Source organism: Martelella sp. UBA3392 (assembly GCF_002358775.1).
Lineage (GTDB): Bacteria > Pseudomonadota > Alphaproteobacteria > Rhizobiales > Rhizobiaceae > Martelella > Martelella mediterranea.
This window is the reverse complement of record NZ_DEPM01000309.1, coordinates 11,818-35,129: the sequence shown is the minus strand read 5'-3', so window position 1 is coordinate 35,129 and position 23,312 is coordinate 11,818. Positions and strand designations below refer to the sequence as shown.

Annotated in this window: 12 protein-coding genes and 1 pseudogene; 6 read left to right on the top strand and 7 right to left on the bottom strand. The window is 59.0% G+C overall.

Features of this window, described 5'->3' with window-relative positions; genetic code table 11:
- Positions 1–3: 3 nt before the first annotated feature.
- The gene (locus B4E36_RS24100; protein WP_026173718.1) at positions 4–468 is read right to left on the bottom strand and encodes an Lrp/AsnC family transcriptional regulator; all 465 of its coding nucleotides are present in this window, start codon (positions 466–468) and stop codon (positions 4–6) included.
- 112 nt (positions 469–580) lie between these two features.
- Between B4E36_RS24100 and B4E36_RS24095 the strand changes: the two genes are divergently transcribed.
- From B4E36_RS24095 to B4E36_RS24070, 6 genes and pseudogenes are all read left to right on the top strand, one after another.
- Entirely contained in the window at positions 581–2,038 is a 1,458-nt protein-coding gene (locus tag B4E36_RS24095; RefSeq protein WP_292057569.1) for an aminotransferase class V-fold PLP-dependent enzyme, read from the top strand.
- Between the two features lie 69 nt (positions 2,039–2,107).
- The gene (locus tag B4E36_RS24090) at positions 2,108–3,562 is read left to right on the top strand and encodes an NAD(P)-binding domain-containing protein (protein WP_292057567.1); all 1,455 of its coding nucleotides are present in this window, start codon (positions 2,108–2,110) and stop codon (positions 3,560–3,562) included.
- 7 nt (positions 3,563–3,569) lie between these two features.
- Complete coding sequence (locus B4E36_RS24085) at positions 3,570–4,049, top strand: hypothetical protein (protein WP_292057565.1); 480 nt, start codon at positions 3,570–3,572, stop codon at positions 4,047–4,049.
- Complete coding sequence (locus tag B4E36_RS24080; protein WP_292057563.1) at positions 4,046–4,627, top strand: peroxidase-related enzyme; 582 nt, start codon at positions 4,046–4,048, stop codon at positions 4,625–4,627. The genes B4E36_RS24085 and B4E36_RS24080 overlap by 4 nt, the downstream gene beginning before the upstream one ends.
- Entirely contained in the window at positions 4,624–5,601 is a 978-nt protein-coding gene (locus tag B4E36_RS24075) for a D-2-hydroxyacid dehydrogenase (protein ID WP_292057562.1), read from the top strand. Before B4E36_RS24080 ends, B4E36_RS24075 begins: the two co-directional genes overlap by 4 nt.
- 385 nt (positions 5,602–5,986) lie before the next feature.
- Positions 5,987–6,304, top strand: a pseudogene (locus B4E36_RS24070) (NAD(P)-binding domain-containing protein); the annotation flags it as partial.
- Positions 6,305–6,576: 272 nt separating this feature from the next.
- On the opposite strand, the gene mads8 reads toward B4E36_RS24070, so the two are convergent.
- Genes mads8 through mads2 (B4E36_RS24040) form a run of 6 tightly spaced genes read right to left on the bottom strand, consistent with a single transcriptional unit; the run spans position 6,577 to position 23,308 of the window.
- The gene (gene mads8 / locus B4E36_RS24065) at positions 6,577–12,042 is read right to left on the bottom strand and encodes a methylation-associated defense system ATP-binding protein MAD8 (RefSeq protein WP_292057560.1); all 5,466 of its coding nucleotides are present in this window, start codon (positions 12,040–12,042) and stop codon (positions 6,577–6,579) included.
- Complete coding sequence (gene mads7 / locus B4E36_RS24060; RefSeq protein ID WP_292057558.1) at positions 12,039–13,673, bottom strand: methylation-associated defense system protein MAD7; 1,635 nt, start codon at positions 13,671–13,673, stop codon at positions 12,039–12,041. Before mads7 ends, mads8 begins: the two co-directional genes overlap by 4 nt.
- Positions 13,670–17,812 (bottom strand): methylation-associated defense system protein kinase MAD6, encoded by a 4,143-nt coding sequence (gene mads6, locus B4E36_RS24055; protein ID WP_292057557.1) that lies wholly within the window; start codon positions 17,810–17,812, stop codon positions 13,670–13,672. Before mads6 ends, mads7 begins: the two co-directional genes overlap by 4 nt.
- Complete coding sequence (gene mads5 / locus B4E36_RS24050) at positions 17,812–19,221, bottom strand: methylation-associated defense system restriction endonuclease subunit S MAD5 (RefSeq protein ID WP_292057555.1); 1,410 nt, start codon at positions 19,219–19,221, stop codon at positions 17,812–17,814. The genes mads6 and mads5 overlap by 1 nt, the downstream gene beginning before the upstream one ends.
- On the bottom strand, positions 19,218–21,239 hold the full coding sequence (gene mads2, locus B4E36_RS24045; RefSeq protein ID WP_292057553.1) for a methylation-associated defense system DNA methyltransferase MAD2: 2,022 nt from the start codon (positions 21,237–21,239) through the stop codon (positions 19,218–19,220). Before mads2 (B4E36_RS24045) ends, mads5 begins: the two co-directional genes overlap by 4 nt.
- A complete protein-coding gene (gene mads2 / locus B4E36_RS24040) occupies positions 21,236–23,308 on the bottom strand; it encodes a methylation-associated defense system DNA methyltransferase MAD2 (protein ID WP_292057551.1) in 2,073 nt (690 codons plus the stop codon). The genes mads2 (B4E36_RS24045) and mads2 (B4E36_RS24040) overlap by 4 nt, the downstream gene beginning before the upstream one ends.
- Positions 23,309–23,312 lie beyond the last annotated feature (4 nt).

Genomic DNA, 23,312 nt, shown 5'->3' with positions numbered 1-23,312 from the left:
AGCCTAGCCGATGGGAAGCGGGCGCTGCTCCTCGATCGCCTCCATCGCGAAATAGGAGGTGACGGTATCGAGCTCGATATCCTTGATCAGCCGCTTGTAGACCTCATCATAACCGGACATGTCGCGGACGACGATTTTCAGCAGGTAGTCGTAATCTCCGCCGATGCGGAAAAAATCTATGACTTCCGGGATGTTGGAGACATGCCGGCGGAACTTGTCCAGCCATTCGGAGGAATGATGGCGCGTCTTGACCATGGAGAAGACGACCAGGCCGAAGCCCAGCTTGGAGCGGTCGATGACCACGGTGTGGTTGCGGATGATTCCGGATTCCTCAAGCGCCTTGAGCCGGCGCCAGCAGGCATTCTGCGACAATCCCACCCTGTCGGCGACGGCGCGCTGCGACTGCGAGGAATCATGCTGAAGTTCGCGCAGGATCCGGAGATCCAGTCTGTCCCATTTTTCGCTCATATTGATATCGTATGACACAATCTTTACAAATATCAACAAAAAATGTGTAATGTTTTCGCGGGTAAATTCGTTAGTTTATCGATCAAACCATTTCTGAGACGGGAGAAAAAGCATGTCTCCAATCGAGACATTCATACAGTCACTGGGAGGCGCCGACGCCCGCGCGCGCATTCAGGCTTCCCTGATCGGCGACAACGCGGCAATTGACGGCCCCTTCGGTAGAAAGACGCTGATCTACGCGGATTACGTCGCCTCCGGGCGCGCCCTCGCCCTTGTCGAGGATTTCATTCGCGATCAGGTGCTGCCTTATTATGCCAACACCCACACCCAGGCATCGTTCTGCGGCTCTTACATGACCCGGTTGCGCGAGGCGGCGCGCGGCGAGATCGCGCGCCTTGTCGGCGCGGATGATGAGACCAGCGTGATCTTTTCCGGCTCTGGCTCGACCGCCGGGATCAACCGTCTGGCAAAGCTTCTGGACATTGCCGAAAGCGTGGCGGCCGGCAAGCGCGCGGTCGTCCTGATCGGGCCTTATGAGCATCATTCCAACATCCTGCCCTGGCGGGAAAGCGGCGCCGAAATCATCGAGATCGCCGAAGGCCCCGATGGCGGCCCCGATCTCGGACAGCTTGAAGCCGCACTTTCGGCTTCGCAATCGGCGGATATCCTGGTCGGCGCCTTCTGTGCCGCCTCGAACGTGACCGGCATTCTGACCGATGTGGACGCCGTTACCCGTCTGCTGCGCCGCCATGGCGCGATATCGATCTGGGATTACGGCGCGGCCGCGCCCTATGTGACGATGGACATGAAGCCCGGCACGGATGCGGAGAAAGACGCGATCGTTTTCTCGCCGCACAAATTTCCAGGCGGGCCGGGCGCATCCGGCGTCCTCATCATGAAAAACGCGATTGCCCGACGCGCGACGCCCAGCATTCCCGGCGGCGGAACGGTTTCCTTCGTATCGCCGTGGGGGCATGTCTATTCCGGTCGGCTTTCGACGCGGGAGGAAGGCGGCACGCCCAACGTCATCGGCGATATCCGCACGGCACTCGCCATGCTGGTCAAGGAGGCGCTCGGCCAGGACTGGCTGGACCAGCGCCATCAGGAACTGCGGAAAATGGCGCTCGATGTCTGGACGCAGAACGAGCGGCTCGAACTTCTGGGCATGGCAAGCGCGCCCTCGCTGCCGATCTTTTCGTTCCGTATCCGCGATGGTGAAGGCGGCTATGTCCATCATCAGCTGTTCACACGACTGCTCAGCGATGTCTACGGCATTCAGGCGCGCGGCGGCTGCGCCTGCGCCGGTCCCTATGCCCACCGGTTGCTCGACATCGATGAAGCGAGGTCTTCGGCGATCATGGAGGCAATCGCTCTTGGCGACGAACTCGAAAAGCCCGGCTGGGTTCGCCTCAACCTTTCCGCGCTGCTCGACGATGCCAAGGCCGAGGCCATCGTCAGGGCGGTGGATGAACTGGCCGGAACGGCGACGGAACTGGCCCGGACCTACCACGGCAACGCCGAGACCGCCCAGTTCAAATATCGGGAGCCGGCCGCAGCGGCGCTTCCATAAACTGCCGCTCCGGCGAGAGTGTAGGCACGCAACCAGCAAAATTCAACACTTCGTTCAGGAACTCACCACATGTCAAATGACCACTCTCCCGCAGATGACAGCGGACTGGAAGCGCTGGAAGCCCGCGTGAAAGAAGATCTCCGCTTCCTGTGCTATCCGGGCAAGACCTGGATCCCGCAGCGCCCCGGCGTCACCGATGTGGTGATCGTCGGCGGCGGCATGTGCGGCATGCTGGCCTGGTTCGCGCTTCGGGGCGCCGGGATCACCAATGTCCGCGTCGTGGATCGAAGCCCGGAGGGTCTTGAGGGCCCCTGGCTGAACTATGCGCGCATGGAAACGCTCCGCTCTCCCAAGGAACTGCCGGGCCCCGCCTTCGGTCACGGCCCCCTCACCTTCCAGGCATGGTATCGCGCGCAGTTCGGCGCGGAGAAATGGGAACGGCTCGACAAGATCCCGCGGCCGATGTGGATGGACTATCTCCGCTGGTACCGGAAGGTGCTTGAGGTTCCGGTCGAGAACGGCATTTCGCTTGACCGCGTCGAGCCGGAAGGCGATCTGCTGAGACTGCATCTTTCGGGCAAGGAGAACGGCTCCATCCTGGTTCGCAAGCTGATATTCGCCACCGGCCGCGACGGCACTGGCGAACCCAATATACCGGGCTTTGTTGCAGGCCTTTCGCGCCGGCGCTGGGCCCATAGCGCCGACGAGATCGACTTTGACGCCCTCAAGGGCAAGAAGGTTGCGGTCATCGGGGCCGGCGCCTCGGCTGTCGACAATGCCGCCGAAGCGCTGGAACACGGCGCGGCCGAGGTGCGCCACTTCGTTCGCCGGGCGAAGATGCCGACGATCAACAAGATGACCGGCGTCGGCAGCCCCGGCTTTACCGCCGGCTTCGCGGCGCTGCCGGACGCCTGGCGCTGGCGCTTCCTGCAATACGCATTCTCCTGCCAGACCCCGCCGCCGCACGGCTCGACGCTCCGCGTCAGCCGCCACCCCAATGCGTTCTTCCATTTTGGCAAGGCGGTCGACACCATCGGGGAAAGCGATGACGGGCTGACGATCCGGTTCGCCGATCGTTCGTCCTATGACGCGGATTTCGTCATTCTCGGCACGGGCTTTACCGTTGATCCGCTGGCGCGCGCGGAGTTCGGGGACGATGCCGACAAGATCCTGCTGTGGAGGGATGTCTACCAGCCGCCGGCAGATGAACAATCCAGCGACCTCGGGGCCTTCCCCTATCTCAATTCCGATTTTACCTTCCGCGAAAAGTCGGCGGGCAGCGCGCCCTGGATCGGCAATATCTACTGCTTCAATTACGGTGCAACGGCGAGCCTCGGCAAGGTCAGCGGCGATATTCCGGGCATTTCCGATGGCGCGGCCTGGCTGACGAAGGCGCTTGCCGCCACCCTTTACGGGGAGGACGTCGACCATCACTGGCAGTGTATACAGGATTACTGCACCCCCGAGCTCGACGGCAGCGAATGGACGCCGAGCGAACTGGCGGCGGTGCATGAGGAAGGATGAGATGACGATGAAACAGAGTACGACGGCATTGTCGTTCATCGATGCGCCGGCCGGAACCGGGCTTGCCGATGCGATCGCCAGCCGCAGCAGCATTTTCGACATGACCCAGGCCGCAGAAGAAGCGGTGCTGCGTCCGGCCGAAACCGGCGCCTGGTCCTACGAGCTGCGCGCAGCTCTGGCAGCGCGGATTGCCTTCCTCAATGACGAAAGCGCGCTGGGCGCGCACTACCAGGCGGGTGCCGGCTCCCTGGCTTCGCTTGCCGATGTCGCCAATGACGGCGCCGCCACGGACTACGCTGCCGTGGTCGCCTTCATGGACATGGCCGCCGCCCGGACGAAAAGCGCCGCGGCGGAAGACATCGCGACGTTGAAGGAAGCCGGCGTCGGCGACGCCGATATCGTTCGCCTGGCCGAGCTCAACGCCTTCATATCCTATCAGGTTCGCGTCATTGCCGGATTGCGGCTGTTGAAGGGGGACAACGCATGAGCGTTATCGTCAAGAAATTCACCCGCACCATTCCCGACTGGCAGCCGCGCGTGGTGCCTGTCGATATCGAGACCGCAACCGAGGCCCAGCGCGAAGCCCTGCAGATCACGCCGTCGAATGCCGGGATTTCCCCCTATGTGCTGACGCTGGCCCATGACGTGGAAACGCTGAAGGTTCGCTCGCCGCTTTTCAACGCCATCATGTATGGCAAGGATGGCCTCAGCCGGGCGGAGCGCGAGCTTGGCGCGATCAGCGCCTCCGTGGTGAACGGATGCATCTATTGCGCCGCCGTGCACGCCACGCGCCATGCCCAGCTGGAAAAATCGACCGAGGTGACCGATCAGCTTCTCATGGCCGGCCCCGACGCCGAACTGTCGCCGCGCAACCGGGCGATTTTCGATTTCGCCGCCGCTCTCTCCGCCTGCCCCCCGAAGGCCGATGCGGCTCAGCTTGACGCCTTGCGCGCGGCGGGACTTTCCGAGATCGAGATCGTCGATCTCGTGCTTTCGGCCGCCCTCTTCGGCTGGGCGAACCGCCTGATGCATGTTCTGGGCGATCCCGTGCGGCGGCAGGCATGAAAAGACCCACCGACACGCCCGAGATCGTCTTTCTGGAACAGGAAACCATGGGGCCGTCCGTGGACCTGTTCCGCCCTTCCCTGCCGCACCGCTGGACATCCTACGACAAAACCGCGCCGGAGGCGCTTGTCGACCGGTTGGCCGGCGCCGAAATCGCTGTCGTCAACAAGGTCCGGATCGGCGCGGACGCGCTGCAAAGCCTGCCGGCGCTGAAGTTCATCGCCATTGCCGCGACCGGCTACGACAATATCGACCTTGAAGCCTGCCGGGCGCGCGGGATCGCCGTTTCGAATGTCCGCGACTATGCGATCGACACCGTGCCGGAACACGTCTTCGCGCTGATCCTCGCGCTGTCGAAGAACCTCATCGGCTACCGCCAGGGCGTGATTGCCGGAAAATGGCAGGAGTCCGGCCAGTTCTGCTATTTCTCGCACGATATCAGGGCGCTCAGAGACGCGAGACTGGCAATCTTCGGCGGCGGCGCAATCGGCAGGGCCGTCGGGCGCATCGGCGCAAGCTTCGGCATGGATGTGGTGTTTGCCGGGCGAAAGGGCGAAACGGCAGAGCTGGAAAAGCCCTATATTCCCTTCGACGAGGCGATCGAGACGGCCGATGTGCTGAGCATGCACGCGCCGCTTAACAGCAAGACGCGCGACCTGATCGCGAAGCCGGAATTCGCACGGATGAAAAAGCGGCCGATCATCATCAATTGCGGACGCGGTGGCCTGATCAACGAGGATGCGCTCGTTCATGCGCTCGAAAACGGTTTGGTCGCGGGCGCGGGGATCGACGTCCTGACGCGCGAGCCGCCAGGCGATGACAACCCGCTTCTCGCAGTCGCCGCAAGAGACGACGTCATCATCACCCCCCACATCGCCTGGGCCTCGAATGCGGCAAGACAGGAAGTCTGGCGTCAGGTCGTGGAGGCAATCGAGGCCTTCGCCGCCGGATCGCCCGTCCGCGTCCTCACATAAGGCCGCTGTCCCAGCCCAGCGTAAACACAGCCGTCACCTGCGTTCCGTAACTCCGAAGCGCTGAAAACCGCTGTCCCAACCAAACCGATAGTGGGGAGGTTTCGCGACGTCCATTCGACGATCAAGGCTTGCCTTTCGAAAACGCGCATCTTGAAATAAAAGCCGGAAGGAAGAACCGGCCGGAAACATCCCTGCCTGGTTCTCTCACCCCGGAACAAGGGGCAGGCAGCCATTGTGCGGATGATAAACCTACCCGATTTTCTCGATCCGCATTTCAATAAATTTCGTTCTTTCTGAACAGAGGTCTGACATTAGGCTGCGTTCACGCAAGAGGGAAACGCACTCATGATGCAACAGCAACCGACGGGCTTCATTTGGCCTTGGGACGATGGGAACCCCTATCGCGCTGAACCTCGTTTATGCTGGCCAGCGCGTTGTCGTCTGGAACCAGACGCCGGAACGCTGCACGCCGCTCGCTGAGCCCAGTGCTGACGTAACCCCGACGACGGACGACCTTTTTACCCGGTGCGAAACGGTGCTTCTGATGCTCGAAAACGAGCGCGCCACGGATGCCGTTCTCGGACGCGGCACAGACCGCTTCGCCGAGCGGGTCGGCGGACCCAAGACTCTCCGGAAAAATGGAGGGGAGTCGGGGCTCAGGTCACCTCCTACATCTTGCGACGGGTGTTTCGGGGCAGAATAGCAAAAAAGGCCTCGCCGGTTGAGAGCGAAGCCTTTGATATGATTTATAAAACAGTGCTGGTTGCGGGGGCTCGCAACCACCGATACCGACATTCGCTCAAAGTGGCGGTCTAATTCACAATCGGCCGCCAAGGGTCGTCACCATTTGCGCACCTGTAGCCGAGAATAGTCGCGAGTTCCAGCGCGCTGGGTCGAGGAACTCGACGCGCTACAGGACAGGTCCACTATCGCGGAGATGCGGAAGCAGGCCTAAGCGTACATACAGTGAAATTACTAGCGTCCGATGGCCGTTTTGGTGCTGCCACCATGCTGCGTGATGCGAGGACGGCACTTGATCTTCACTGCGCCCCGCGTGAATGAGTCGTCCGAGGCCTTACTCGACCACACATAGGCTTCGCCGGTACCGAGATGGCTCATCTTGTCGGAGGTCAGCTCGCCGAGGGCGGCATTCGCCTTCTGGATGTGTTTCAGCCAGGCGGGCGAGTTAAATTTGTGCATGATGATCTGTGAAGACAGCTCGATCAGCGAGACCGGGACCGATGGCGGGTCCTGAGAGGCGACCATGATGCTGGTTCCCTTGTGTCGCATCTCACGGACAACCTCTACCAGGCCGGAAACCAGGTCATCGTTCTCGATGTACTTGTGGGCTTCATCGAAAACCACCAGCTTATTGAAGGCGCTTCCCTGAAAGGTTGCTTCCGAGAAAATCTGCAGCATTACCACGAAAAGGCCGAGGGCCTCGTCCTTTTCGATGTATTCATCTCGCAGATCCACAATGATCAACCGGCCTGGGCGAATCAGATCCTGGAGGCTCTGGTTATCATCGATATATTCGCTGGCGAACAGTAGACGCGTCTGAGCCAGCTCTTTCAGGTGATCGGACAGACCAGAGTTATCGATGCCTGCTCGCAGGGCATCTAAGGTCAGGTTATCCCGCAACCCCCTCATGATGAGATTGATTTGCCGCATATACATGCTCTGGCTGCCAATCGCTCCCATCAGGAATTTCCAGTGCGCCGCCTTGAGTTCGGAGGCAGAAAAAGCAATCGGCTTAACCTCGATATCCGGGTACTCGGCCCGGCGATCATCCACCTTGTTGGCTGGGGTAAGAATCAGGACATCCTTTAGGGCCTCCGGGTTGGCCTTGTAACGCTCACGAAGGATGCGGATCTCTTCATCCACCGAGTTGGCATTGATCATCGAGGTAAACTCCGGCGCATAATCCTGCGTCGGGCTGTAATGGAAAATGACTGTGGCGAGCGGGCTTGGCAGTACATTGATGTGCTGAAGTGGCATAGAGGCCATCTCAATGACTGTTCCAAGGGTGTAGCTCTTGCCGCCGCCTTGAACCCCAAAGAGACTGATCGTGTGGGTGTGGTTAAGGTCCAGGGCAATCTTTCTGCCGGAAACCTCTCCGAGCAATCCGTACTGGGGTGAGTCACCAATTACGCCCAGCACGATGTCATAGCTGACCTCGGCTTGAGGCGCAGGCTCGGATGCCGGATGTTCTGGCGCTTCAAACTCGGGTTGAACAGGTTCTTCCGGTTCAACAGCAACGGCGTCGGGCTGTCCGTCTTCTTTTTTCTCTTCAGGCGCAATGGTGGAAGGTCGCGGTGCTTGCTCGACAGGTTCCGCCTGTTCTTCCTTCTCCGCTTGGGCAGATGAAGGTGTTTCCTCTGCGGCAGGAGGTGTTGGCTGGGTGATTGGTGCCTCTGGATCTTCGTCCCAGAGCTCATCCACCGTCCAGGACGTTGACCGGGCTCTCTTGGGTGCGATGAAAGCGGCTGTCTCGAGCTTCGGCACGTTCGGTATAAACTGCTCGCTTAGGAGGTGCGCGGTCGGTTCTTCCTCAATCTCGACGGAAACAGGCTTGCGGCAGTTCTCTAGCAAGCCATGAATGAGATCCTTGCCGATGCGGTGGAATTCAATGCCCACCTCATTGTCCGGGGCTTCGGTTCCAGTCTTGTCGAAGTCAAAGATCAGGGCGCAGCGTCTGAACTGAAGCGAGTAGCCCTGCTCGATGGATTCAAGTAACCCTCGCGCTTCTTGCGCGGCAGTCGCATCAAAGATCCCGTAACGCAGGGAGCGCTCCAGATAGAAACGAAGGATCTGAGCCAACTCTCGGCTCTTGAGCAACCTATCCGGTCGATCCGGGTTCTTCAGGGCCGGATCAAAGTGGCGCTGGAGGATGCGCTCGCTCTGATTGATTTGGGCAGAAATCCGCTCCTTCAGTTGGTTGAAGGCCGCAAAGTCGCCCACCTGCGAATAGCATTTCACCTCAATCAGGTTGCAGGTGATCGTCCTGGCGTTCAGATCCAAGTCGAACAACCCCAAGTCGGTGCGTTGCAGGCTGATGGCATCGTTGACGTCGTCTGACTCACCGCTTGAGCGATAGAGGTCCGTGTGTGCGTCCAGCGGCACAATGACCTGATTGCTCAACGCGCCCTGATATTCGAGATAGAGCCGCGCCAGTGCCAGGCCAAGAGCCTCCGCCTGTTGCGTGCGTGCGGAAATGAGTTTCAGGGCGAGCTGACCCGAAAGCGAGCGCAGGTTCGCCAGTATCTGAACCGACTGCTCGCCGTCGGCGGACAAGCCGTGCTCAAGCAGTACCGGCTTCAGCATGGCTTCCAACTCATCGTTCGAGCGCGAAGAGATGATCAGGTTATGTGTCGCTTGGGAGCTGGCTCCCGGCACATAGTCAATCAGATAGTCCGGTCTGTTCTTCCGGCCGCCATGGTCGAAAAACTCAATCCCCATATTTCGGTCGATGGTGAACACCCAATCGCTGATCTGGTGAACCTCGTAGATCAGTTCTCGTTGGACCACATCGAGGCCAAGTGTCACGACGGGTACGGCTTTGAAACTGGCACCAGAAGCAGCAACCGCTGAGGTCGCAAAACAGAGGTGGCGGCTCAGGGACGACAGCAAATCGAAACACGCAGCGTGGTTGTTCGCGCCCAGGGAGCGCCCGACAATCGGCCGCTTATTCCAGAAGGTACCCGAATCATCATCAACGAATTCGGTGTCGAAATCCTGTATCAACCCATGCAGCGGAGTCACTCCCATCGGCCTCTCGGCAATGGAAAGCTCCTCGGCGGGGAACACATCCAAAAGAACGCTGATGTGCGCCGGAAACTCCTTGGAATTTGCATGGAATTCATTCAGCGCGTGCTTGGCCAAGTTCAGCTTGGAAAACAGATGGCTGCCAGTTGAAGTCGCAAACGCGTCGGCTGCGTCATTTACCGTCGCTCCAGGACGGACCATGGATTCAAGCGCCTCACCCAAAACCGGCGAGTCAGGATCGGTGGTAAAGAGGCGGATGTCATAGCGCAAATCGGCATGCTCACGCTTTTGCTGGAGCGATATCAGGGCCTCCGCTATCACCGAACCGGCCCCGGGGTTGAAGATGTTCAGGGATAGCTCTCGCACATACGGATGCTGAGAGAGATAGCGCTCTATCTTGTCCGCAATGACCTTTCCGGAAATATCGGTTCCCGCCGCAGAGGGCTCGGCCAAGCCGAGGGCCGAACAGATCTCCGCCATCAGACCACGGGAATTCTCCTCGGTGGTCGGGGCGTAGAGCGCCCAGAACGCATTCAGGTTGTCCACCGGAGTGAAAATGCGGCCATCCTCTACGGGAATACCGACCGGGTAGGCCGAGGGCACAAGGCCATCCAACAGCGCGGAACGGACTTGAGGAATGTGATCTTTCCCACCTGCCTTGATTCTCTCGATCCAGTCCTTGCCCAGGGTGACCCAACTGCTCAGCCACAAGGCACGGAGCGGATGGGTTGGTGAGACCAACACAGCCTCGCGATGCCTTCCGCGGAAGTCAGTCAAGATGACATGAATGGAATCAACGGCCAGCACATTTCTGAGCGCTTGCAGGTGTTGCTGACGCTCGGCACTGGAAGTCGTCTCGGCCTGACGGATGAGGTTCCTGACCAAGTCAAGGTAGCTTTCAGCATACGCGAGGCATTCCTTTTCCGAGTCCCGGAACGACAGCCCCTGCATGATCAGCTCGGCAGCGTCTTTGCGCACCGCTTCAAAAAACTCTTCGCGGGTAGCCAGGAAGGAAGCCATCGCGGCAGAAGATGGCAGCGTGAGTCCGACCTCGGAGGGTGGCTCGGCGGTATCCAGGTTGATCTGCATTCGCCAGCCTGACGGGTGCTTGGGCTCCGCCAAGATGCGCTGCTCGATGGTTTTGAGCATACGCGAAAGCGGAATCTGAACAGCGCCCTCACGACCGAATTTTGCGTGCAAGGTTTCCTGGCGGGAAGTTTTCTTGGAACGCCCCCCTTCGGCCCATGCGACAACACTGATGGCGATATCATCGGGATCGCGTTCATCGCCCAGGGCAGTCAGTTGCAGCCGGAAACGTGCATGCTCCAGGCTCCGCTCAATGGGTATAGCGCGTTGCGGTGGTTCTTCCTCAATGTTGCCACCGGGCAGGACGTAGAAAGGTTCGCTCTCGTAAGAGCGTTTAGCGCCCTCGGAGGCGGAATCCGCTTCCAACGGAACCGGGTCGCCATCGGCCGTCCAAGGCAAGACACGGATGAAATGCCATCCCTCCTCGAATTCGATCTTGTTGAGTTTGGCCAGGTTGGTCGTGCATTGCAGGCGGTTTGGCGTCCAGGCTTTGACCTTTTTGGATTTTCCAACCGGGCCGTCATTCTGCGAAACAATCTGAACCGTAAAATGGTCAAGCCCGCTGACCTTGCCGGGGTGAGGGTTAACGTCGAACACCACGTTCATCTTACGGCGGTCGTTCGGGACCAGAACCTGTTGCCCGATGAGACCAGAGAGTTGGTCGTCGGTTTCATCCTCTTGAACGACCGGCAAGTCGGTCTCCAGCACCGTCAGAAGAACCTGGTCCAGCGAAAGCTCTTCTTGGAACGTCCATTTGTCGAAAGAAATGCTCCACGAACTCTTGTCGGTCGCGATGGGCGGCGTCCAAAACTCGGGCTCCTGGACATCGTATTTTTCAAAGTAGGTGAACAGGCGCGACTCCAATGCCTCGTCGCTAAGCCCCAGATCGGCGATGCGACCACGAACCGACTTGTGCGAAGTCATCAAACCGCGGACACTGCCGAGGTTGCGGCGGATCATGCCATTGACCATCCCGAGATCGGCAAAGAGTTTGAAGTCTGGAATCAACGTCAATTCATACAGGCTGGCCCCGAGGGTTTCTCCGTCAATCCCGTTTTCGAGCGCGGTGAGCAGATACCGCACGCGGGAAACAGCGTCGGCAAACAGCCATTCCTCCTCCGTGAGGATGCTCAAAAGATCACGAACATGGCCGACCAGTGTTGCCGGGAGCCGGTCAAGCAGCGAGTTGATAAGGTCCTCGTAAATGCCGGTGAAAGCCAGTTCCTCGAACGTCGCCACGCCAAAAGAATCCTCGGCGCTGGTGCGGAGCGAGGTCGGTATGAAGACCAGCAAAGGCTGGCGTAGCTCGCCGTTCACGTCAGGATTACGAAGTTCCACCAGTTTTGTGGAAGTGACTCGGAAGGGGTGGCCCTCCAGGTCATGGCTGCCGAGGATAAAGATGTTTCCGTCGGGCCGGGTTCGGCGCAGTTCCTTGCAGACCGACTCCATTATGTCGTCGTCTAGATCGGTGACGCGCATGCAGTGGCCGGGGCCACGATCCCCCAAGATTGCTTCGATACGGGGGCACAGCACACCAGCAACCGCCGCGTTTAGTTTATCCTGGGGAAGCTGAGTGAACGCGTTACTCATGCATGCCTACCGTTCTTATCTGTTCCGTCAGTTCTCTCAATTGCATAGCGGGGCGATACTTTTTGGGTCACGTAAGCGTCCGACAAGTCCTCGTAGAACCCGATTTCACGCAGGCGTCGCTTGAAGGCTTCGAGGTTGAGGCGCAGGGCGCGTCTGTCGAGGATGCTGCTGTTGGCCTGGGCACCGATCGGCAGCCGGTCGATGTGAAGGCCGTAGCGGTTTCTCAAAAAGGCCAGCAACTCCTCGATGCGGACCTCACGGGTCACGAAACGCCCCCCATCCTGGGTGAGCACAGCCACCTGAAGCAGCACTTCAAGCAGCTTGCTTCCCAGCACAAATCGCCGAGGACTTCCCTTGGTTCGGGATTGGGCCAGCAGGCCGTTCTCTTTGTTCTTCAGCAGCAGAGAGTCCAGACACTCAGTGATGTACTGGCGGTGATACTTGCCGCGATACGCCATCAGGATTTCGATGAAGGATTCGAACTCGCCAAGGCCCATACCAGTGACTTCCCGAATCTCCGGATCGACGTCCTCGTTCCCGGAGGTCGATTCCTCGATCAGGCTGGCCAGGCGGAATTTGAAGTAGGCTTGGCGCTCCGCGTCGTGCTCGGGCTTCAGCAGGGATACCAGATCGCCAACGGTGAACACGCCGCCCCCAGGTGTAGCCAGCTTGCCCGTTTTTTTACCCAGGTATTCCGCCATCTCATCGAGTTTCTTGACGACGAAATTAGCCTGCACAAAAGCCGGTATCTGACGATAGAGCCGGTCAGCGGACTTGCGAGCCAGCTCTGCCATATGCGGGTTGTTGACATCCCCCATGTCCACGACCAGCGACACGGGATCAGGCGAACTCTCCAGCGCGTTATCCGAGCGCTGCTTCACCAGCTTGGGCAGTATCTGCAACAGCTTGAGGTGGTAAAGCGCCAGATGGAATGCCATCAGGGTTTTGAGGTAATCCACCAGCACCGAACGCGGAATATAGGGCTCATAGGCTAGAAGCCGTAGAAGGTCGTCAGCCATAATATCGGCCTGGCCGATACACAGCGGCTGGAAGCGTGAGGGCTCTTTGGAGTCCTTCATGTCCTGGGTGACCTGATGATCCAGACGCAGGATGGCCTGTGTTTCCACGTCCACGGATGCGTTGGGATCGTAGCGGTCCGTCACCAGGTCGATTCCCGGGAAGAAGAAGCGCTTCAAAGCATCTCGCGCAGCTTGGCCCTTGCCTTTGCGGGCATAGAAAAGCATCCAGTAGATCTGCTCGGCAGCGCCGTAATCACGCGTGTGTTTGGCATTACGAAACTTATAGGTATTGCCATGCAGCGGCCTCGGTGCGGCCACGGCCTGATTGGCTTTGCCCCGATTAACCACATCCATCAGATCGGTTTCGATCCAGCGGTGTACCACCTGTGGAAAGCGATCAAAGCCCGCAAACCATTCGGGATGCTCAAGGAAGTCCTCCATGAACTCTTCAACGGTCAGGTCGCTGCCACGGGGTGGGCGTCGGCTGGCATAACCATCATATTTCAGCCGGGGAAAGAGCATGGTCAGCACACGATCCATCTCGATGTGCTTGAAATCGACGTAAGTCGTCTTGGGCGTGCGGAACTCCTTGTCTCTGCCTTTGATGCTCATGCTTTAGCCCTCCTGCTCACTTTTCCCAGGTGCAGGATGCCTTTGTCGTCGCGCCGGATCTGGAAGAATTCGAAGCCGCTTTCGGTGAGGAGCACCTCCTGATAGGGAGCGGCCGATAGAACATTCTTGAAGACCGCCAGACTCAGGTAGAAACCTTCCTGCTCCTCGATGCTGGGACGGTAGCCGTTGTTGAGCCGCATCAGCATTTCATAGATGTCGAGATTGATGCGCAGGTTGGCCTTGTGCCCGTCGCCGGAGTCGTAAAGAAGCACCAGCGCCTGAGACAGGCACTCGAGGAAAGGATGAGCCGCCGTTTCCTGCTCGGTGCGGAGCGTAAAATGGTCGCCGTCAAAGAGGCGGTAACTGCGGATGGTGCCCTTATCCACATGGCGAACACGCAGCGCCAACTGGTTGCCCAGCCGCGCCGGATCGCTCAGACCTTCACCCCGGTTGATGGCCCGAAGAATGGCGGTTACCTCATCGGCGCTTTTCGCGCCCGGCTGCTCAATGGCATCCAAGAAGGGATCGATGCTTCCGTAAGGCAGCATTTCCTTCCAGCCCATGTCGCGTCGCTCAAAGAAATGGCGGCGGCGCATGTGCGAGAGGTAATTTCGGTGCTTGGCGATCAATCGAGCACGGTTCTTCGACGAGTAATCGCGAGGCAGATTGCGGAATAGCGTCTCCACCAGTTCGCTGTCATATCCGGCCCGCTCCGCGAACGAAAAGCGGCTCATGGCCTTGGTCTTGGGATTGAGGAAGCCAAGCTCGCGGTCCAGATCGGGGTTGCTGACTTCGGCAACGTCGATCTCGCGCAGCAAGGCAATCAGCCGGTCATTGGAGCCTTCCGCCCCGCCAAGCCACGAGTTGAAATAGAAACCGTCAAGGATGCGATTCTGGGTCTCTTCACCGCCGTTCTGATAGAGCTGGTGAATGCCGTCGCAGTCCTGGGTGCCCACCAGCATGAAGGCCAATGCCGAACGCAGGTCGCGCATGGTGATGTGCAGTCGCCCGCGCAAGTGGGTAATGGTGTAGAGCATCTTCAGGCGCTCGATCACCTTGGGACCGGCAACCGGGTCCTGAAAGGTCCGGGCATTATGGTAGGCAAAGCACTTGCCCTTGAGGTCGCAATTCTCGCAGGCCTGCCAGTATTCCTGCTGCGTCATGCGGGCAATCAGCCGCTCCAGAATCGAAGGCTGACCTTCCTCTGGTTCGGCGACCACCGAGCGCAGGTTGAGGTTGATGACCGCGATACCGCCTTCCGGTGCGGCTCCGGCCAATCCCTGCTGGATCTGCTTGGAGAGGCGCGGGAACTCCTCCCCGTGCTCCAGGAAGAAATCGATCAGACGACCCTCATTGATGGCGATCAGCCGGGTTTGATTCTCGGGCCAACTGGAAGCGTCCCTGCCTGCGAAGGGGGCGAAGAACTTCTGCAGCACGGCATCATTGCGCTCGTCCCCTTCATCCTGACTGCCGTCGTAGTTGCTCTGGTAGGTATGCCCCTTAAGCTGGAACACAGCGCCATTCGCTCCGCGCTGCATCTGCGCGCCCTTGCTCTCGGCAAAGGCCTCGAACTGCTGAATGAAGGCCGTCTTACCGTCGCCGGCGTTACCGCTGATGATCACCAGGCGGAACTCGCCCTTGAGCAGCGCGGGCTTGAGCTTCTCGTCCAGATAGGTCGGCACATAGGTCGCCTTGCCAACTTCGTCGAGGCCACGGGTGCCAGCGTTGGATACTTGGCTCTGGCTGTAGAGGGTCAGCAGGTGGGTGACAAAGGGGTTGGTGTTGGGCCTGGTCGGCTCAAAGCCCAGCTTGGACACCACCTTGGGTCCGGCACCAATCTCGCCGGTCGTCAGCACTGAGCGCAAGCGCTTGACCTCGGTCATGGCGATCAAGAACTCATCGACTGATGCGAAGCGATCCTTGCGCTCCGGCGCGATCATCTTCACCAGTACATCGATCAGAGATGAGCTGAGGTCGGCGCAGCCTTTGAACTGCTTGGGATCCTTGGGCTGAGTCTTGATCGGCGGCGTGGGGTCGTCGAAAGGATACTTACCGGTCAGGCATTCGTAGAAGGAGATGCCCAGGGCATAGAGGTCGCGGTCTATCCGATCCGAGGCATCCGGCTCGTTGGAATAATCGTAATCCGGCGGCAGGTAGCGGCGCGTGCCGCCACCGCCTTGCACCTCGTCGTTCTCGGAGACCGCGACGTTGAAATCGATGATGCGGACACCCTTATCAGTCCACAGCAGGTTGGAGGGCTTGACGTCCTGATGGTAAACACCGTGTCTGTGGAGATGGGTCAGCCCCTCGGCGGCCTCCCGCACAATGCGCACGGCGTCATCCAGCGACAGCGCCTCAGCATCGATCAGATCCGAGACATCCAGACCTTCCACATACTCAAAGACGATGTACGGCGTCTGCTTGGCGTCGGCCATACGATCCGCCCAGATCACCTTCACCACATGCGGATGATCGGGCAGATTGGTCAGGGTCTTGTATTCTCGGCGTAGCCTCTCGTACACGCTGCGCCGGTCCTTGGTCACCAGCTTGATGACCCGCACCACATCGCCCAGGGAATCGAACACCTTGTAGGCGACGCCGAACCCACCACTGCCCAGCTTCTTCTGGACGCGGAAGCGATCCGCCAGGACGAAATCTTGCGACAGGTTCGTCAGGTCATCGGGAAGTTGTGGCTGCGCCACGGTCGGGCCGCTTACATCCTGGGCGGAGTCATTCTTGGCCTCGGGCAGGATCAGGTCATCCAGGCCCTTGCGGGCGATTGCCGCGCTGGTGTGTCGTTCCTCGGGGTCGAACTCGCAAAACTTCTGCAACCACTCATCAATCCCCTTGGGCAGGTCCGGCTTGTGCTCCGAGGGTTTGATGGGGAACTTGCCGTCGGCCTCCATCATCTGGTCGACGCTTTCAAAGGGGAGTTCGCCGGTGAGCAGCTCATATAAGACCAGCCCGGCGGCATACAGATCGGAGGCGATGCTGGCCTGGGCCGGATCTTTAAAGCACTCCGGGGCCTGATAGGCGGCATCCAGATCATCCACCACCTGATCGGCGACGGTGGAGGTTCGGTTCTTGCCCACCCGGGCGAAATCGAAGCCAGTTACCCGGGCCTGACCGCCCTTGGTCACCAGAATGGCGTCCGGGGTAAGGTTGCGGTGGATCACCTCATGCCGGTGCGCATGGTCCAGGGCCGACAGCACGTCGCGCATCACCTGGAGCTTCTGGTCAAAAGTCAGCGCCAGGGAGGCCTTATTGATGTGCAGGCGCAGGGCTTGGCTGGGCAAATCCTCGGTGACCAGCACCACCATATCTTCATCGTCGGAGACGAACAGATCCTTCACCGCCAACACGTTGACGTGGGTCGGCATGTGCGCCACTGCGCGATAGGCGTTGCTGATCTTCTTGAACTCTTCCCTACGGGCGGCCGCGTCCTGGTAGGGGTCCGCCTGATAAACGCGCAGCCGCGCCATGCCGCCGCTCTTGCCCAACAGATTGTGCTTAGCGCGGTATTCAGTGTAGCGGTCGGTACCTCCGAGTTTCTCCTCTACCTGCCAATCGCGGAACACCAACGCCGCGCTCTTCGGTTTGGCTTTCCCCGTGATCGTTTTCGCAATTTGGGAGTGAATGCGTGTGATGTTATCCAGACGGTTGTCAGGAATGCGGCTCGCATCGCGGAAGTATTTCAGGCAGTGTTTTAAGTCGGTCACGTCCGGACTATCGATGCTCGCCTGGTCGAACACGGCGGCATCATTGGCGGTGAGCAGCACTGTGGCATGTACATGCGCCTTGCGCAGCTCAATCAGGCCGGTATTGCTCTCCCGGATGATGGTGGCCATGGTCTTGGCGTGGCTGCGCAGCTTGGCTAGCGGCGAGAAGAACGGCTGCCGCCCTTCAGGATACCACTTGGAGCCATACACATCGATGTTGCCCCGCGTTCCTTTGACATCCACCAGGTAAACCGCATGAGGCGCGAGGATGGCGATGTCGATCTCAAAAACCTCCTCCCGCTGCCGCATTTCGAAATTGTGGAAGATCAGCCAGCCATCAGGCAGATGATCCCGAAGGAAACCGATGGCCTGGCGTTCAGATTCGTTCGCGGGTTGCCCGATAGGTATGACCTTCGCCATCAGCGAGCCCCGTTTTCTATCGCTCTTTCGACAAGCTGAACGGCTTGCCGTTCTAGCTCGAGAGCTTCTGCGATTTGATCGTGTGCTCCTACGACCGGACCGGCTAGTTGCCTACGAACGCTTTCGTCTGGCCATGGCAGCTCAAATTCAGCCATGTGAGGATCCCATACGCGTGGGATGCTATTTCCAGAGGCTTGCCTTTTGATCAGCACCTGCCCATGCGGTGTCCTTAGAAACAGGTAGATGAAAGCACCATCTACCTCGGTTTTCGGAACTATCCGGTACAGATCATCTGCACAGAAAATATCTTCAAGCCAGCCCGAAACAAAAAGTGGTCGCCCAAACAGACCATAGATTTGCCCTGCAGCTTGAAATATTACCCAGCCCCTTTTGACAATAAATTCCTCAAAATTCGGAGTGCGGCTGCTCACAAAGCGCGGCTCGTTTGCTTCATAAAGATAAGCATCGGTCCCGCTGATGAACTGGCGGCCGTAGGTCTCGTCATCAACCCAAAGTCTCTTAAATATTGGTGGCTTGAAAAGCCGTTCGGCAACTGTCGATAGCCGTTCACAAGAATAGCGGCCGTTCTTGATGGCGGCTTCGGCCTCCAGAGCCGCGGGAGAATGGTATGGAGCATCCAATCGTCGTTTAAGATTCGCAGACGAAACGCTTGACCATCCTAGCTGGCTCACATCCGAATACTCTAACGCCGGTAGGTTAAGCTCCTTTAAGAGCCCACTTGTGCTGGCTTCTATCACTTTCGAAGCCTCTGACCGGAGGTCAGCTGCCGCCTGAACGAGCTCGTGTGCGCTGTCTTCTACCTCGCCAAGCCGTGGCACCGGCAGATGAGCAATGTGATGCGGTTCTAAGTGCGTGATTATAGAGCCGTAGGTTCCTGAGGTTACGATGGGTAGGCCAAATCTTGTGCCGAGGTATGCGTATATGTAGCCAGACTTGACCTTATTCTCGTCTGGAATGACACGCAAAACATCCTCAGTGCATGCCATTCCGTCCATATCGGCGCGAGCATAAGCCATTCGCCCAATTGAACCGGATCGTGTGATGAGTGTCCAACGATCCCTGATTAGGAGCTGACTGTTCTGGTGCGCAACCGATTTTGCAATGTGACTGATGTTGCTGAGGTCAGCCTGAAGAATGTCAGTGCTCGATAAAAACGGGTAGCCATGTTGACTATCGTCTACCCACAGGCGGGTAATACGACCCGCGTTTATAATCCCAGAAATACCACCCTTGGTCAGGTCTTGCAGATGGTCTTTTCTCGCAGTGAGCTGGTGCAGGAGTTCTCTGGCCTCCATTGCACCCGACATATACGGCCCACAATCAAGGCGACGCCCTTGTTTCTCGATCCAACTACTTGGGACAGTTTTTATTTGGAATTTTCTACTCATAACATCACCTCGCCGGTCGCGCGGAATTCCTTATATTTCTTTGCAACCAGCGGCAGCTCGTCATGAATGCGGCGGTTACGGCGCGTGGTTCGGCGGATTTCCACTTCGCCACCTTCGCGAACTCGCTCGATCACTTCCTCGTCGAAGACCAGTTCTTCACCATCCGGGGCTCGCTGGAACAGGAGATTGCCCCGAGCATCGACACCGGCCCGATCCACCACGGCCATGAAGACCTTGTATTCCGGGTGCTCGGTGTTGATCAATTCCTCTTGGCTGCGACGGCGTAGCACCAGAAGGCTGGGCAAGGCGGGCGTCAGGCCATATTCTTTGACGGTGACCTTGAACGGCTCCACCGGCAGGTCAACCGAGGCCAAGACCTCGCAGTGGTGCAGAATCCACCAGCGCACGTATTCATCGCTCGGATTGCCCAGTAAACCGTCGGGAAGCAGGATGCCAACGCGGCCCGTACCGGGCTTTACCCACTGCAAGGCACGTTCAATGAACAACACCTCGGGTGGCACACCGCCGGTGCTCAGATTGCCGGTGTTGCGGAACCCGCCTTCCTCGTCGCGCTCCCAGTTGTTGCCCAGGTCATAGCGTTCCAGGATGGAGGTGTCGCTCACCGTGTCTTGGGTGGAGAACCATGGATTGAGCAGAACCACATCCATGCTGCCCAGGGCTATAGCCGGGCGAGCGGCCTCGATGCCATCAAGATCACCATCCGGGAAAGTGCGGGCGTCGATGCGAAACACGCGGCCTGGATTGCCGGTGGTGAACAGCAGGTTCATGCGGCTGGCCACGGCCAGGAAGGGATCGATGTCGCAGCCCAGAGCATTGCTGGCCGCCCATGCGGCGGTTTCGTTTTGCGCCTGGCGGATCTGTTCGTTGGTGGCCTCTTCAGGCGTGGTGCCCATGACCGCCAGTTTCTTCTTGAAGATGTGCGCGGCGGTCATAGCCAGGAAAGTGCCGGTGCCGCTGGAGCAGTCCATGATGCGTTCGCCGGGTTGCGGGTCGAGCATCTCCACCGCCATTTCGGCGACGTTGAGTGGCGTGGGGTAGCGGCCCTCACGTCCGTCCATCACGCTCCGGGCGACCGCACGGAAGGCCCCTGTACGGTAGCGGGGTTGGGTTTCACTCAGGGAGTATCGGGCCAGTTCCATCACCACTCGAGCGGTCTCGTGGGGTTCCAGCGTCACATCCCAGCCGCGGGTCAGCAGGTTCGGTTGCCAGGCCTTGGCGGCGGCAATGGACTCGTTGATGCGCTGCGCAACGGCCTGTTGGCCCGCATCGGTGAAAGGCTCGTCGCCCTTGATCCAGAACTTGCGCTCGCCGGCGGGCAACGTCTCGTCATGAATCTTGGCCAGCATCAGCACGGCCAGTTGCTTGAAGGAATCTTTGTGGTCGAGACCGAGGTTACGGTTCAGATACCGGTGGCACCGCATCAAGGCATCTTCCAAATCCTCCGCCTCGGCGCTGACCTGAATGACGCCGCCGGTGCGGTCGAGATCGGTGGTGCGTTCGCCTGGCACCGGCCAGACACCCAGTGGCTTGGCTCGGACCTCGAAGCGGGTGCGCTCCACCTGGAACAGGAACTCTTCCTGGCCGTTGGTCCACATGCCCAATGTCGCGCCGGGGATCAGTTCCAGCAGCTCCTTCAACTCGCGCAGGTCAGCATCGGCCTCAGCAATGGAACGGAGCTTGTCGCGCTTCTTCTGATTCTTGCAGACGATGATCCGCTGCAGGTTGTCGTTGTTGTGCTCGGCATCGGGACGGAATATCGCGATGTCAATGCGCTTGCGCCCCTGGCCGGGGATCTGCGGGTTGTAGTTGATCTCCAGATCGTTCCGGTCAAAGCCGTAGCTCTCGATGAGCTGGCGCAGAACCTTCTGCACCAGCAGCTTCCTGGCCGAGGCGCTCTCCTTGTTGCCGGTCAGGATGTCGATGAAAAAATTATCGGGGCCGCTCTCTTCGGCTGAATCCTGCGGGGCATCAGCGATGTTGTCGTTTTCATCGCTCATTTGCTTGCCACCTTCTTCTGGGGCCGATCGTTGATCCGGCTAGGTGAGCGTTTCTTAACGAGAGTCTGCCCGTCGTGCTCATGGAGAAATTCGCGATATTTCTCGGCAATCACCGGCAGATCGTTGTCCTCGATCTTTTCACTGCGGGTCAGGGTCCGTTCCACGAAGCGCCCACCGATGCGGATGCGCTCGGTATACTGCCTGGGCTCAACGATCTCTTCGCCGTCCGGCGTGCGCTTGTAGAGCTTGTTACCACGGCGGTCGAAGCCAACCTTGTCGGCCACAGCCATGAAAACCGGGTATTCCTCGGCACCGCCCAAGGCCTCACGATGTTTTTCCTGGTCATCCTTACGGCGCAGAAACAGCAGACTGGTGAGGATATTGACGTTGGCTTCGGCAATGAAGGCTTCCACCGGCAGGTCAACGGAGGCGAGCACCTGGGTTTCACGCATGACCCACCAGCGGATGTATTCTGCCGCTGGATTGCCGAGAACACCGTCGGGCAGGACGATGCCCATGCGGCCCTTGCCTGGCTTGAGCCATTTGATGCAGCGCTCGATGAAAAGAATCTCTGGCGCGACGCTGCCCTTGAGCACGCCGGTGTTGCGGAAACCGCCTTCACCATCCGGCTCCCAGCTATGGGCCAGTTCGTACTGCTCCAGAATGTGCTTATCGGTAATCGGGATGTCCGAGCCGAACGGAGGATTGGTGGCAACGATATCCACCGACCCGAGCGGAATTTCTTTCTTGGCGGAAGGTAGATCGGCCAGATGCCCCAGCGGGAATTCCAGGGAATTGACGTTGTAAATGTGGCCACGGCCGTCACCTGCCAACACCATGTTCATCTGCGCGGCACGGATCAGAAAGGGATCGAAGTCGGTCCCGAAGAGCTGGGCGGCGGCATACTCTTTTAACCGTTCGTGGACATTCAGGAATTCGGTGGTGTCCTCGTTTCCGGCCTGGGTGTTTTGCTCTTCCCGAAACTTCTTCAGCATGTGCCCCAGCGTAGCGACCAGGAAGCCGCCTGTACCACACGCCGGGTCCAGCAGGGTCTCGTTCTCCTTGGGGTCGAGCATTTCAATCACCAGCTTCACGACGCCCCGGGGGGTGAAATACTGGCCACGGTCGCCGCGCAGGTTGACGCCCACCAATTCCTGGTAGGCCACACCCTTGGCATCGACATCCGTCCGGGTGAAATCGTACTTGGCCAATTCAGAAACGATAAAGGCCAGCGCCCGGTCGGACAGAGTAATCTCCTCGTTGCCCCGGAAAATGTTCTTGTATTGCTTTTTGACCTCGATGAAGAGTTCCTCGATACGCGCGCGGATCGCCTTGCGGCCATGTGCGTCGAACTGCTCTTTCGGGCCTGCCCAGAAGCGGCGTTGCCAGGCTTGGCGCTGCTTGGCACGTAGGTTTTCATCGTGCATCTTGCAGAAGATCAGATAGAGGAACTGCCAGAAGGCGGCGTCCTTGGGCATACCCTCGTTGCCATGGATGAAGTTGTGGCAACGGCGGAAGGTAATCTTGAGCATCTCGTTGTCGGCGACGCGGGTGTGGGCATCGGAGATGACCTCCTTGGTGCCGACCGACTCTTCGGCCAACGGCCAGTCGCCGATGGGGTTGCACTTGGTCTCAAAGCGCTTTTGCTCCTTCTCGACAAAGAAGAACTCCAGGCCATTGGTCCACAGGCCGTACTGAACCGCATCGACCTCGCGCATGATGGTCTCGATTTCGTCAAGGTCCTTAGCAGCCTGCTCGAAGTCGCGGATGCGCACTGCATTCTTGCCGGTGTTCGGCTCCTGGCGACAAATCACGGCGCGGCCAAGATTCTCGATGGCGTGTTCCTTACCGTGGTGGAAGATGGCCACGTCCACCCTCTTTCGCCCGCCAATCGAGAAATCCAGCTCCATGTCTTCCGGTGAGAACCCGTATTCGTGGATCAAGGCGCGAACCACCCGCTGCCGGACCAGCTCCTTTTTCGTTTCCTTGATCTGCCTGCCAGAAACATAATCGAGCGTATATCCCGCCGGGATGGTGTTCTCGGCCTGCATGCTTTTTTTCGTTTTCATTTTG

Coding starts and splice junctions, on each gene's coding strand:
- mads6 (WP_292057557.1), bottom strand. CDS start 17,812: ATGGCGAAGGTCATACCTATCGGGCAACCCGCGAACGAATCTGAACGC.
- B4E36_RS24095 (WP_292057569.1), top strand. CDS start 581: ATGTCTCCAATCGAGACATTCATACAGTCACTGGGAGGCGCCGACGCC.
- mads5 (WP_292057555.1), bottom strand. CDS start 19,221: ATGAGTAGAAAATTCCAAATAAAAACTGTCCCAAGTAGTTGGATCGAG.
- mads2 (WP_292057551.1), bottom strand. CDS start 23,308: ATGAAAACGAAAAAAAGCATGCAGGCCGAGAACACCATCCCGGCGGGA.
- mads8 (WP_292057560.1), bottom strand. CDS start 12,042: ATGAGTAACGCGTTCACTCAGCTTCCCCAGGATAAACTAAACGCGGCG.
- B4E36_RS24075 (WP_292057562.1), top strand. CDS start 4,624: ATGAAAAGACCCACCGACACGCCCGAGATCGTCTTTCTGGAACAGGAA.
- mads7 (WP_292057558.1), bottom strand. CDS start 13,673: ATGAGCATCAAAGGCAGAGACAAGGAGTTCCGCACGCCCAAGACGACT.
- B4E36_RS24100 (WP_026173718.1), bottom strand. CDS start 468: ATGAGCGAAAAATGGGACAGACTGGATCTCCGGATCCTGCGCGAACTT.
- B4E36_RS24085 (WP_292057565.1), top strand. CDS start 3,570: ATGAAACAGAGTACGACGGCATTGTCGTTCATCGATGCGCCGGCCGGA.
- mads2 (WP_292057553.1), bottom strand. CDS start 21,239: ATGAGCGATGAAAACGACAACATCGCTGATGCCCCGCAGGATTCAGCC.
- B4E36_RS24090 (WP_292057567.1), top strand. CDS start 2,108: ATGTCAAATGACCACTCTCCCGCAGATGACAGCGGACTGGAAGCGCTG.
- B4E36_RS24080 (WP_292057563.1), top strand. CDS start 4,046: ATGAGCGTTATCGTCAAGAAATTCACCCGCACCATTCCCGACTGGCAG.